The sequence below is a fragment of the Streptomyces antibioticus genome, from assembly GCF_002019855.1.
Classification (GTDB): domain Bacteria; phylum Actinomycetota; class Actinomycetes; order Streptomycetales; family Streptomycetaceae; genus Streptomyces; species Streptomyces antibioticus_B.
Genome location: NZ_CM007717.1, coordinates 6,848,121 through 6,859,590, shown reverse-complemented (window position 1 = coordinate 6,859,590; position 11,470 = coordinate 6,848,121). Strand labels below are relative to the sequence as shown.

The 11,470-nt window shown below is 70.5% G+C and carries 10 protein-coding genes; 3 read left to right on the top strand and 7 right to left on the bottom strand.

All coding sequences use genetic code 11. The annotated features are described in order from the left end of the window. Window positions 1-479: 479 nt before the first annotated feature. Together AFM16_RS31035 and AFM16_RS31030 are read left to right on the top strand one after the other, a co-directional pair. Window positions 480-1,784: a phthiocerol/phthiodiolone dimycocerosyl transferase family protein gene (locus AFM16_RS31035; protein ID WP_078635716.1), complete on the top strand. Its 1,305-nt coding sequence runs from the start codon at window positions 480-482 to the stop codon at window positions 1,782-1,784. Window positions 1,785-1,857: 73 nt separating this feature from the next. Beyond that, complete coding sequence (locus tag AFM16_RS31030) at window positions 1,858-2,379, top strand: RNA polymerase sigma factor (RefSeq protein ID WP_030789029.1); 522 nt, start codon at window positions 1,858-1,860, stop codon at window positions 2,377-2,379. Window positions 2,380-2,400: 21 nt separating this feature from the next. Here the strand turns inward: AFM16_RS31030 and AFM16_RS31025 are convergent, their stop codons facing one another. From AFM16_RS31025 to AFM16_RS31015, 3 genes are all read right to left on the bottom strand, one after another. After that, window positions 2,401-2,916: an O-acetyl-ADP-ribose deacetylase gene (locus tag AFM16_RS31025; RefSeq protein WP_078635714.1), complete on the bottom strand. Its 516-nt coding sequence runs from the start codon at window positions 2,914-2,916 to the stop codon at window positions 2,401-2,403. A gap of 22 nt (window positions 2,917-2,938) precedes the next feature. Next, window positions 2,939-4,351 carry a phytoene desaturase family protein gene (locus AFM16_RS31020; protein ID WP_078637145.1) on the bottom strand — a complete coding sequence of 471 codons (1,413 nt, stop codon included), beginning with the start codon at window positions 4,349-4,351 and terminating at the stop codon, window positions 2,939-2,941. A gap of 134 nt (window positions 4,352-4,485) precedes the next feature. Then, on the bottom strand, window positions 4,486-5,328 hold the full coding sequence (locus AFM16_RS31015) for an inositol monophosphatase family protein (RefSeq protein WP_078635712.1): 843 nt from the start codon (window positions 5,326-5,328) through the stop codon (window positions 4,486-4,488). Between the two features lie 282 nt (window positions 5,329-5,610). Between AFM16_RS31015 and AFM16_RS31010 the strand changes: the two genes are divergently transcribed. Continuing rightward, complete coding sequence (locus tag AFM16_RS31010) at window positions 5,611-6,285, top strand: superantigen-like protein SSL4 (RefSeq protein WP_078635710.1); 675 nt, start codon at window positions 5,611-5,613, stop codon at window positions 6,283-6,285. 47 nt (window positions 6,286-6,332) lie between these two features. Here the strand turns inward: AFM16_RS31010 and AFM16_RS31005 are convergent, their stop codons facing one another. The 4 genes from AFM16_RS31005 to AFM16_RS30990 all read right to left on the bottom strand — a co-directional run bounded on the left by AFM16_RS31005 (window position 6,333) and on the right by AFM16_RS30990 (window position 11,424). Then, a complete protein-coding gene (locus AFM16_RS31005; RefSeq protein WP_078635708.1) occupies window positions 6,333-7,865 on the bottom strand; it encodes an NCS1 family nucleobase:cation symporter-1 in 1,533 nt (510 codons plus the stop codon). 169 nt (window positions 7,866-8,034) lie between these two features. Beyond that, on the bottom strand, window positions 8,035-9,054 hold the full coding sequence (locus AFM16_RS31000) for a TIGR03842 family LLM class F420-dependent oxidoreductase (RefSeq protein ID WP_078635706.1): 1,020 nt from the start codon (window positions 9,052-9,054) through the stop codon (window positions 8,035-8,037). Between the two features lie 11 nt (window positions 9,055-9,065). Beyond that, the gene (gene hydA / locus AFM16_RS30995) at window positions 9,066-10,469 is read right to left on the bottom strand and encodes a dihydropyrimidinase (RefSeq protein WP_078635704.1); all 1,404 of its coding nucleotides are present in this window, start codon (window positions 10,467-10,469) and stop codon (window positions 9,066-9,068) included. 112 nt (window positions 10,470-10,581) lie between these two features. Continuing rightward, window positions 10,582-11,424, bottom strand: coding sequence for a nitrilase-related carbon-nitrogen hydrolase (locus AFM16_RS30990; RefSeq protein ID WP_078635702.1), 843 nt, complete (start codon window positions 11,422-11,424; stop codon window positions 10,582-10,584). Window positions 11,425-11,470 lie beyond the last annotated feature (46 nt).

Sequence of the window (11,470 nt, the reverse complement as noted above, 5' to 3'; positions counted from 1 at the left end):
CGGGGAACGATCATCTGCCGACGCATCACTCTGCACGACCGGCCGTCGGACCGTCAAGGCGCCTCGATACGTGCGGAATGACGCACGGAATATCGTGCGCGAGGTTTTTTCGGACGCGCCGCCGGTGTTTCCCGGCCCCGGGAATTGATTTAGGACATCCTTCCGAGCCTCTCGGTGAACACCCCCTGAATCAAACCTCTGACCTGCAACGACTGAGCTGTCGGACCGAAATCGCTCCGCCTGGCACCGCTTCCACACCCCGAAGGAAGGCTTGATCCAGGTTGTGAATCAGTCAACTTGAGCTGTTCTTGAGGTTGTCGGCGGATACCTTGGTCGAGTGTCCGCACTCACGAGGGATTCGACAGCATGCCCTTTCCACTGAGTGGAAAGCGTGGACACCCTTCCCCTTTCCCCTGGTTTCCATTGGATGGAAAGCACATCCGTCGGACGTGAATCCGACGGGAAGAAAGGCTGAACGCATGCGACGCGAACTGTGTCCGGTGGAGACCCTGTACGTCCCCCAGCGGAGCCGGGCGGTCCTGTCCTGCACCCTGGACGGCCCCGTCGACACGGCGGCGCTGGCGGCGGCGTTCGACGCCGTGACCGCCGAACAGCCCACCCTGCGCACCCGGATCGTCCCGGTGGAGGGCGGCGGCCACGCCCTCGAACCACTGCCGGAGCCCGAACGCCCCCGGCTGACCACGCGGCCGCCGGGCGAGGACGCCTACGCCGAGGAGCTGAACACCCCGCTGACCGTGGGCGGTCCACTGGCACGGGCCGTCCTGATCGGCGAACCGGGCGGGCACACGCACACGTTCGTGCTGACCGTGGACCATGTGATCACCGACGGACACAGCGCCATCACCCTGCTGAACCGCCTCTGGGACCGGTACGGGGAGCGGCTCGCCGCCGGCTCCGACAACGATGCCGAGCCCCGCCCGCCGGCCTGGCCGGCCCCGGTCAGCACGCTGCTCCCTCCGGCCGACGAGGCAGACACGGCCGCGTACTTGAAGCGCCGCGTCGAGGACACGCAGCTCCGCCCGGTACAGCTCCTCCCCTATGACGTCCCTTCCGGAGGCGGACCGGACCACCGCATCGAGGTGGCACGGCTACGGCTGAACCTCGACGAGACTCTCCGGCTGCGCACCGCCGCCCGCACGGCCGGCCTCTCCGTGCACGGCCTGATCGGCGCCGCCCTGCTGCTCGCGGTGCGCCGGCGCATGGACGGCACGGGCTCGCGCGTCCTGGCCTGCATGTCCCCCGTGGACGTCCGCTCCCGCCTCACCCCGCCGCTGTCGGCCGAGGTCATGGTGGCCGCCGTCACCGCGCATCTGCACACGCTGGAGGTGCGCCCGGACAGCTCACCGCACGACCTGGCCCGGGAGTTGGGCGCGGCGCTGGGCGACCACATCGAACGCGGCGACCACTTCCGGGAGATGCGGATCATGCCGGACGTCCCGCGCCATCCGGCCCTTCAGATGGGCACCGTGATCAACACCAACATGGGCGCGGTGTCCGGCCCCCGCCTCCCGGACGGCCTGCGGGTGACGGACGTACGGCTCGTCCCGGCCCGCGAGCACTACTTCCCGCAGGCCGGCCGCAGCCCCCTGATGGCCTGCGTGACCACCTTCGACGGCCGCCTCGCCATCGAGTTTCCGCACCACACGGCGTGCTTCAGCACGGACTTCATGGCCGCGCTGCGGGACGAGGTCGGCGCCACGCTGCTGAGCCTGACCGCTGGGGCCGGCTCACCCCGAACCCCCGAACAGACGGTCACGGCCTGACGGGGCCGACCTTCCCTCCCTCCCGGCCTTCCCTCCCTCCCGGCTTCCCCTTCCCAAGGAGCGACCCTCCGAGATGAAGACCGAGCACGAACCCCCCACCCCCGTCGCCGACCTGCTGTCCCGGGCGCGGGCCGGCGACGCCCAGGCCATGAACGACCTGCTCACCGAGATCACCCCGTACGTCGCCCACGTCTGCTTCCCGATCGCCCGCGACAACGCCTCGGACGCCGTCCAGGAAGCCCTGCTGGCCATCTACCGGGGACTCGGCACGCTACGGGAACCCGCCGCCTTCTACGGCTGGGTCCGCTCCGTGACCGTCCGGGAGGCGATCCGCACGGCCAAACGCCTGAAGGCGGAGGCCACGGGCACGGAACTGGACTCCGGCCACCCGGCGAACCCCTTGGACGCGGTCCACATCAACGACGTCCTGGACCGCCTCTCCGCCCCTCACCGCCAGGTCCTCACCCTGCGCTTCTACGGCCTCAACGAGGACGAGATGGCCGCCACCCTCTCCCTCCCCGTGGGCACCGTCCGCTCCCGCCTCTACCGAGCCCGCCGCCGCTTCCAGGAAGCCTGGCAACCCCACGCGGCCTGAGCGCGCCCGGGCGCTGTTCGGTCAGCGGAGCTGGGTTTCGAAGGTGTCGTACGTGTGCTGGTCGAAGAGGACGAATCTGGCCTCCTCGACGTTCGTCGGTGTCGTGCGGACCGTGTGGAGGGCGATGCGGGCCGCGTCGGCGACGGGCCAGCCGTAGATGCCGGCCGAGACGGCGGGGAAGGCGATCGTGCGGGCGCCGAGTTCGTCGGCGACGCGGAGGGACTCGCGGTAGCAGGAGGCGAGGAGGGCGGAGCGGTCCTCCGTCGGGCTGTAGACCGGGCCGACGGTGTGGATGACCCAGTGGGCGTCCAGCGCGCCGGCCGTCGTCGCGACCGCGCGGCCGGTGGGGAGGCCCTTGCCGTAGTGGGAGGCGCGCAGACGGCGGCAGTCGTCGAGGATCGCGGGGCCGCCCCGGCGGTGGATGGCGCCGTCGACACCGCCGCCGCCGAGCAGCGAGGAGTTGGCCGCGTTGACGATGGCGTCCACGGACTGGTCGGTGATGTCTCCCTGGACGAGCTTGATCGTGATCGTGGTCATGGGCGTGTGTATAGCAGGGCGGTCAGTCGCGTCCGCGCAGGTTCCGCCAGACGGCCTTCGCCGCGTTGTGGCCGGACATGCCGTGGACGCCGGGGCCCGGCGGGGTGGCGGAGGAGCAGAGGTAGACCGCCGGGTGCGGGGTGGAGTACGGGGAGAGGGACAACCGGGGGCGCAGCAGGAGCTGGAGTCCGGAAGCCGCGCCGGTGGCGATGTCGCCGCCGACGTAGTTGGCGTTGCGGGCGGCGAGTTCGGCGGGGCCGGCGATCGCGCGGGCCAGGACGCGGTCGCGGAAGCCGGGCGCGAAGCGCTCCAGTTGGCGTTCGATGACGTCCGTGAGGTCGCCCGTCCAGCCGTTGGGCACATGGCCGTACGCCCAGAAGACCTGCTGTCCGGCCGGGGCGCGGCCGGGGTCGACGACACCGGGCTGCACGGTGATCAGGAAGGGCCGCTCGGGCGCCCTGCCCTCGCGGGACGCGGCGCGCAGCGCGGCCCCGATCTCCGCGCTGTCGGCGCCGATCTGCACGGTGCCGGCGACCCGCGCCTCCGGTGCCGTCCACGGGACGGGCCCGTCCAGGGCGTAGTCGATCTTGAAGGCGGCCGCGCCGTACCGGAACCCCTCGTAGTAGTTGCCGAGTCCCGCGATGCGGGCGAGGGCGGTGGGCGAGGTGTCGAAGACGTAGGCGCGGGCGGGCGGCAGGTCGTCGAGGCGCTTGACCTCGTAGTCGGTGTGGACGGCGCCGCCGAGATCCTTGAGGTAGGCGGCGAGCGCGTCGGAGACGGCCTGGGAGCCGCCGCGGGCGACGGGCCAGCCGCGGGCGTGGGCGGCGAGTGCGAAGACCAGGCCGACGGCACCGGTGCCGAGGCCGTTCAAGGGGGCCATGACATGGCCGACGAGCCCCGCGAAGAGTGTCTTGGCGGGTTCGTCGCGGAACCGGCGGGTCAGCCAGGTGGAGGGGGGCAGTCCGGCGAGCCCGAACCGGGCGAGGGTGACCGGATCGCGCGGCAGGGCGGTGCGCGGCAGGGACATGAAGTCCCGTACCAGCGTGTCCCACTTGGGCAGGAACGGCTCGACGAGCCGCCGGTACGCGCCCGCGTCCCGCGGTCCGAAGGAGGCGGCGGTCTCGGCGACCGACCGGGAGAGCACGGCCGCGCTGCCGTCGAGGAACGGGTGGGCCATGGGGAGTTCGGCGTGCAGCCACTCCAGGCCGTACCGCTCCAGGGGCAGGGCGCGGAACGCGGGCGAGTTGATGCCGAGCGGGTGCGCGGCGGCGCAGGGGTCGTGCCGGAAGCCGGGGAGGGTCAGCTCCTCGGTGCGGGATCCGCCGCCCACGGTCCCCTTGGCCTCGAAGAGCGCCACCGAGAAACCGCGCCGGGCCAGTTCCACCGCGGCGGTCAGCCCGTTGGGCCCCGCTCCCACCACGACCGCATCGAGCATCGACGGCACATCCGACCCCTTCGTCAGCCGGAAGCCGCCGTAGACCGGTGGCCTCCGGGGCCAGGATATGCCGGGGGTACGACAGCGCCACGGGCGCGGGGTCGTCCACCGTCACCTGACCGCGCGCCCACGGCTCACGCTCCGGACAGCAGGCCCGCGATCCGCCGGGCGGTCGCCGCGTCCCGGGCGGCCGTGAACGGCAGGGTGTTGCCGCCGGTGATCCGGAACGGTTCACCGGTGAGCGTCAGATGCGTACCGCCCGCCTCCTCGACCAGCAGCAGCCCGGCCGCGTGGTCCCAGGCCGCCTCCCAGGAGAAGGCCGTGGCGTCCGACTCGCCGCGGGCGACGGCCAGATACTCCAGCCCCGCCGATCCGCAGGGGCGCGGCGCGACGCCGTCCGTCCGCAGGGCGAGCAGGGCGCGCTTCTGCTCGTCGGTGGTGTAGTCGGGGTGGGAGGTCGCCACCCGCAGATCGCGGCCGGCCTCGGGCGGGCCCGCGAACAGCCGCTCCCCGTCCAGGAAGGCGCCGCCGCCCCTGACGGCCGTGGCCAGTTGGTCGCGCACCGGGGCGTAGGTCCAGGAGGCGAGCAGGACACCGCGGTGGGCCAGCGCGACCAGCGTGCAGAAGCCGTCCTCGCCGTGCACGAACTGCCGTGTGCCGTCGACCGGGTCGATGATCCACACGGGTGCGTCGCCCCGTATCGCCTCGTACGTCAGCGGGTCGGCGTGCACCGCCTCCTCGCCGACGACGACCGAGCCCGGCAGCAACGCGCCGAGCGCCTCGGTGAGGAACAGCTCGGCCTTGCGGTCTGCGTCGGTCACCAGGTCGTGCGGGCCGCTCTTCTGGTCGATCTCGTGCGCGGCGAGCTGCCGGAAGCGGGGCAGGATCTCGGTGGCGGCGGCCTTGCGGAGCGCCTCCTCCACGTCGTCGGCGTGCCGGGCGAGAAACTCGTCGATGGTTTCCATGTCTTCGATCATGCCTCCATGAGAGCACGCCCCACTGACAATCCCTTCCTCGCCGGTGCACTCCGGGTGGAAAAGGGATGAACACCGTGCGACGCCGACACGGGCCACGGCGAGCCCTACTTGTCCCTTTTATTGGCAATCACCCGACGATGTCTCGGGCGGCTTCGCACCCCTTCGTCACCGCGCCACCACGGAGCGAGTTTTCCCTATCCACCCCACAGGGAGTCGTGTGACACTGGCGTCCTTGTCCGCATCGCGGACTTCCGTCCGCACCGACCCCCACGAAAGTGCGCCGTGCGTTCACTGCCTCTGCCGCTCGCCCTCACCGCGCGTCTGTCCCCGGTGGCCGTGCTGGCCTGCGCGGGCTGGGCGCTGACCACCCCCGCGGCCTCCGACACGCAAGACCCGGCGGCCAAGGACACCACGACGCAGACCCAGTCCGAGCAGTCGGCGTCGGGCGAGTCCGAGGCGTCCGCGCCGAAGAAGACGTACGCGGCCGCGCCCGCCCCCTGCACCAGTGTCACGACGAAGACGATCACCGCGCTGGTGCCGGGTGCCAAGAAGGCCGGCAAGGAGATCCCGTCCACGGACACCGACGTGCGCCGCACCTGCTCCTGGAACGCGCTCAAGGAGTACGACTACCGCTGGCTCGACGTCTCCTTCGAGATCACCGAGTCGGACGACGCGGCCGAGAAGTCGTACACCTCGCGGGTGTCGGACAAGAGCGGCGGCGGGGCCGTGCCGGGGCTCGGCGACGCGGGCTACTCGGTCGTGAACCTCACCACCGAGGACAAGCAGCAGACCCGCGAGGGTGTCGTGCTCGCCCGGGTGGGCAACGCGCTGGTCATCGTGACGTACAACGGCAGCGACTTCGAGTCGAAGAAGGCTCCCGCCACGGACGTGATCAACAAGGGGGCCATCAAGGCGGCGAAGGACGCCGTGGCCGCGCTCCAGAAGCAGGGCGGCTGACCGGAGGAGCAGCGCACACTCCCCCGGCCGCCCGGTCGCCGCGCGTGTCAGGCGTCGGCGCCTTCCCGCTGCCGTCCGCGCAGCAGCATCAGGGCCAGATAGACGGCCATCGAGGTGCCGAGGCCGACCGCCCAGCCGTAGTCGGCGAGGGGTTCCAGGGCCGGGATGGGCCGGCCGTCGATGAGCGGTTTGAAGGTGGCGCCGCCGATGGCGAGGACACCGCCGGTCACGAAGGCCACCACGGCCCGCCAGTTCCAGCCGCCCTCGTACCAGTAGCGGCCGCCGGCCCGGTACAGGTCGGTCAGGTCGAGCTTGCCGCGGCGCAGGATCCAGTAGTCGGCGATCAGGATGCCGGCGACGGTGCCGAGCAGCCCGCCGACCAGACCGAGCCAGGTGAAGATGTAGCCCTGCGGGTCGGAGTACAGCTTCCAGGGGAAGATCAGCACGCCGAGGACACAGGTGGCGAGCGCGCCGGTGCGGAAACTCAGCTTTCTGGGCGCGATGTTGGAGAAGTCGAAGGCCGGGGAGACCAGGTTGGCGGCGATGTTCACCGACAGGGTCGCCACCAGCACGGTGACCAGGGCGAAGAGCAGACCGACGACGTTGTCCGTCTTGGCGGCGAGCTGGACCGGGTCCCAGATCGTCTCGCCGTACACGGCCTGACTGCCCGAGGTGACCATGACGGACAGCAGCGCGAAGAGCGTCATCGTGGTGGGAAGTCCGAGCGCCTGTCCCCAGGTCTGGGCTCTCTGGGACTTGCCGTAGCGGGTGAAGTCCGGGATGTTCAGCGACAGGGTCGACCAGAAGCCGATCATGCCCATCAGGGAGGGCCAGAACAGCTTCCAGAAGTCGGCGCCCCAGCCGAGCTGGGAGGGCTGGTCCAGCAGCGGGCCGAAGCCGCCGGCCTTGTTGCTCATCCAGATCAGCATCACGAACGCGCCGACGAGCACGAAGGGCGCGGCCCAGTTCTCGAAGCGGCGGATCGTCTCCATGCCCCGGTAGATGATGGCCACCTGGATCGCCCAGAAGATGGCGAACGACAGCCACATGGTCCAGGGGTAGCCGCCGATCTTCCCGGCGTCGCTCCAGCCGTTGCCGATCAGCTTCCCGGCGAGGAAGTAGATCGCCTCGCCGCCGATCCAGGTCTGGATGCCGAACCAGCCGCAGGCCACCAACGCCCGTACGACGGCGGGGAGGTTGGCGCCGCGGATACCGAAGGAGGCGCGGGCGAACACCGGGAAGGGGATGCCGTACTTGGGTCCGGCGTGCCCGGTGAGGAGCATCGGGACCAGCACGATCACATTGGCCAGCGCGATGGTGAACACCGCCTGCTTCCAGTCCATGCCGACGGCGATGAGACCGGAAGCGAGCGTCCAGGACGCCGTGTTGTGGGCCATGCCGACCCACAGCGCGGAGAAGTTGTACGTGGTCCAGGTGCGCTTCTCCACCGGGACCGGCAGCAGGTCCTCGTTGGCGTAGGGGCCGCTGGGCTGCGGCGAACCAGGGGCGATCTCCACCCTGCCGTCGGCGAGGGTGACTTGGGAGGTCGGCGGTATCGCCGTGGGAGCGGTGTCGGTCATGGGCAGGCCAATCGAGCGAGAGGTGGATCCGGAAAGGCCGTGCGGGTCTCCGGCGGTCCCCTCCCCGCACGGTCCGCGGGGAGGGGGGAACAGGAGTGGGGGGCTGGGAAATCGACGAACCCGGGCGGGTGAGCCGTAGAACTGGCGGGTCGGCGGCCGACCTGGCGGGTCAGCCGTTGACGGCGGGGATGACCGTCGTGCCGTACGCGTCGATGACCTTCTCGCGCGCGTCGTGCATGTCGTAGACGGCGAACTGGTCGACGCCCAGCTCGCGCAGGGCGTTCAGCTTCTCGATGTGCCGTTCCACGGGGCCGATGAGGCAGAACCGGTCGACGATCTCGTCGGGCACGAACGCGGTGTCGGGGTTGTCGGCGCGCCCGTGGTGGGAGTAGTCGTAGCCCTCGCGCGCCTTGATGTAGTCGGTGAGTTCCTCGGGGACGGCCGCGGAGTGGGCGCCGTACTTGGACACCAGGTCGGCGACGTGGTTGCCGACCATCCCGCCGAACCACCGGCACTGCTCACGGGCGTGGGCGAGCGCCTCGGGCGAGTCGTCGTCGGTGACGTACGCCGGGGCGGCGACGCAGATCTTCACCTCGGAGGGGTCGCGGCCGGCGGCGACGGCCGCGTCCTTGACGGCCTTGACCATGTATTCGGTGAGGTAGAGGTCGGCGAGCTGGAGGATGAAGCCGTCGGCCTCCTCGCCGGTCATCTTGAGCGCCTTGGGGCCGTAGGCGGCCATCCAGACGGGGAGTTGCGCGTCTTCCTTGATCCAGGGGAAGCGGACGACGGTGCCGCCGAGATCGGCCTCCTGGCCGGAGCCGAGCGCCCGGATGACCTTCATGGCGGCGCTGATCCGGGCGAGGGTGTTGGGGGTGCGGCCCGCGACGCGCATCGCGGAGTCGCCGCGGCCGATCCCGCACACCGTGCGGTTGCCGAACATGTCGTTGAGGGTGGCGAAGGTGGAGGCGGTGACCTCCCAGGTGCGGGTGCCCGGGTTGGTGACCATCGGGCCGACGGTCAACGTGTCGGTGTTGGCCAGGATCTGACTGTAGATCACGAACGGTTCCTGCCAGAGCACGGCGGAGTCGAAGGTCCAGCCGTAGGTGAAGCCGTTCCGCTCGGCACGCCGCATCAGCTCGACGACCTTCGAGGCCGGCGGGTCGGTCTGTAGGACGAGTCCGAAGTCCATGAGCGCCACTCCTAGTTGAGGTACTGACAGGTGGAGCGCGGGGTGTAGACGCCGTGACCGGCGTGTCCGGTGTACTCCCGCTCGGTGATGACCGGTTCGCCCCGCGAGAGGACCGTCTCGACGCGGCCGGTGAGGCGCTTGCCCTCGTACGCCGAGTAGTCGACGTTCATGTGGTGGGTCTCGGCGGAGACGGTCTGCTCGGCGTGCGGGTCGTAGATCACCACGTCGGCGTCGGCGCCGGGGGCGATCGTGCCCTTCTTCGGGTACATGCCGAACATCCGGGCCGGGGTGGCGCAGGCGATCTCGATCCAGCGGCGGCGGGAGATCTGCCCGTCGACGACGGCCTGGTGGAGCAGGTCCATCCGGTTCTCGACGCCCGGCAGCCCGTTGGGGATCTTGGAGAAGTCCCCGCGGCCCAGCTCCTTCTGGCCGACGAAGCAGAAGGGGCAGTGGTCGGTGGAGACCACCTGGAGGTCGTTGGTGCGCAGGCCCTGCCAGAGCTTGGCCTGGTGCTCCTTGGGCCGCAGCGGGGTGCTGCACACGTACTTGGCGCCCTCGAAGCCGGGTTCGGCGAGGTTGTCGGTCGACAGGAACAGATACTGGGGGCAGGTCTCGCCGAAGACGTTGAGTCCGTCGTCGCGGGCCCTGGCGAGTTCGGCGACCGCCTCCGCCGCCGAGACGTGCACGACGTACAGGGGCGCGCCAGCGACCTGCGCGAGCTTGATGGCGCGGTGGGTGGCCTCGGCCTCCAGGAGCGCCTTGCGGACCTCGCCGTGGTAGCGGGGGTCGGTCTCGCCGCGGGCCAGGGCCTGTTCCACGAGGACGTCGATGGCGATGCCGTTCTCGGCGTGCATCATGATCAGGCCGCCGTTCTCGGCGGAGCGCTGCATGGCGCGCAGGATCTGGCCGTCGTCGGAGTAGAAGACGCCCGGGTAGGCCATGAACTGCTTGAAGGAGGTGACGCCTTCCTCCACGAGCAGGTCCATCTCCTTGAGCGTCTCCTGGTTCACATCAGAGACGATCATGTGGAAGCCGTAGTCGATCGCGCAGTTGCCCTCGGCCTTGGCGTGCCAGGCGTCCAGTCCCTCGCGCAGGGTGTGGCCGACGCTCTGCACGGCGAAGTCGACGACGGTGGTGGTGCCGCCCCAGGCGGCCGCGCGGGTGCCGGTCTCGAAGGTGTCGGAGGCGAAGGTGCCGCCGAACGGCAGCTCCATGTGGGTGTGGACGTCGACCCCGCCCGGGATCACGTACTTCCCGGTGGCGTCGATGACCTGATCGGCGGTCCAGGCGTCCGCGGCCGGGGTGCCGGAGGCGGCGAGGGCGGCGATACGGCCGTCCTCGATCAGGACGTCGGCGTGGATCTCGTCGGACGCGGTGATGACGAGTCCGCCGCGGATGATTTTACGGCTGCTCATATTCCGTCTCCGGAGCGGTAGTTGGTCCTTGGCGGGTGGATGCCCGGGCGGGCGGGCGGCTCCCCGCGCCCCCTCGTGCGCGGAGTGCGCGGGGTGCGGGGAACCGCGTCGGTCACGGCGCGGTCAGCGGGCCGTACGCCTCCGGGCGGCGGTCGCGGTAGAACTGCCAGCGGTCGCGGACCTCGCGCAGCTTGGCCATGTCCAGGTCGCGGACGACGAGTTCGCTCTCCTTGTCGCTCGCCACCTCGCCGACGAACTGGGCCTCCGGGTCCACGAAGTACGAGGTCCCGTAGAAGTCGTTGTCGCCGAGTTCCTCGGTGCCGACCCGGTTGATCGCGCCGACGAAGTACTCGTTGGCGACGGCCGCCGCCGGCTGCTCCAGTTGCCACAGATAGGCGGACAGACCGCGCGAGGTGGCCGACGGGTTGAAGACGATCTCGGCGCCCGCGAGGCCGAGCGCCCGCCAGCCCTCGGGGAAGTGGCGGTCGTAGCAGATGTAGACGCCGACCTTGCCGACGGCCGTGTCGAAGACCGGCCAGCCCACATTGCCGGGCCTGAAGTAGAACTTCTCCCAGAATCCCTTGACCTGCGGGATGTGGTGCTTGCGGTACTTGCCGAGGTAGCTGCCGTCGGCGTCGATCACGGCGGCCGTGTTGTAGAGGACGCCGGGCTGCTCCTCCTCGTACATCGGCAGCACGAGGACGATGTTCAGTTCCCGGGCGAGCACCTGGAAGCGCTGGACGATCGGACCGTCGGGGATCCGCTCGGCGTACTCGTAGAACGCGGGGTCCTGGACCTGGCAGAAGTACGGTCCGTAGAACAGCTCCTGGAAGCACAGGACCTGAGCGCCCTGCGCGGCCGCGTCGCGGACCGCCTGCTCGTGGACCTGGATCATCGATTCCTTGTCGCCGGTCCAGGCCGTCTGGAAGACGGCGGCACGGATCACTGGGCTCATCGGGACCTCCGGTCGCTCGGTGTGCGAGGAGCCTAGGAAGACCTGA

Excerpts from the sequence above, each read along its gene's own strand:
- AFM16_RS31015 (WP_078635712.1), bottom strand. The coding sequence starts at position 5,328 with ATGATCGAAGACATGGAAACCATCGACGAGTTTCTCGCCCGGCACGCC.
- AFM16_RS31000 (WP_078635706.1), bottom strand. The coding sequence starts at position 9,054 with ATGGACTTCGGACTCGTCCTACAGACCGACCCGCCGGCCTCGAAGGTC.
- AFM16_RS31035 (WP_078635716.1), top strand. The coding sequence starts at position 480 with ATGCGACGCGAACTGTGTCCGGTGGAGACCCTGTACGTCCCCCAGCGG.
- AFM16_RS31020 (WP_078637145.1), bottom strand. The coding sequence starts at position 4,351 with ATGCTCGATGCGGTCGTGGTGGGAGCGGGGCCCAACGGGCTGACCGCC.
- AFM16_RS30990 (WP_078635702.1), bottom strand. The coding sequence starts at position 11,424 with ATGAGCCCAGTGATCCGTGCCGCCGTCTTCCAGACGGCCTGGACCGGC.
- AFM16_RS31005 (WP_078635708.1), bottom strand. The coding sequence starts at position 7,865 with ATGACCGACACCGCTCCCACGGCGATACCGCCGACCTCCCAAGTCACC.
- AFM16_RS31030 (WP_030789029.1), top strand. The coding sequence starts at position 1,858 with ATGAAGACCGAGCACGAACCCCCCACCCCCGTCGCCGACCTGCTGTCC.
- AFM16_RS31025 (WP_078635714.1), bottom strand. The coding sequence starts at position 2,916 with ATGACCACGATCACGATCAAGCTCGTCCAGGGAGACATCACCGACCAG.
- hydA (WP_078635704.1), bottom strand. The coding sequence starts at position 10,469 with ATGAGCAGCCGTAAAATCATCCGCGGCGGACTCGTCATCACCGCGTCC.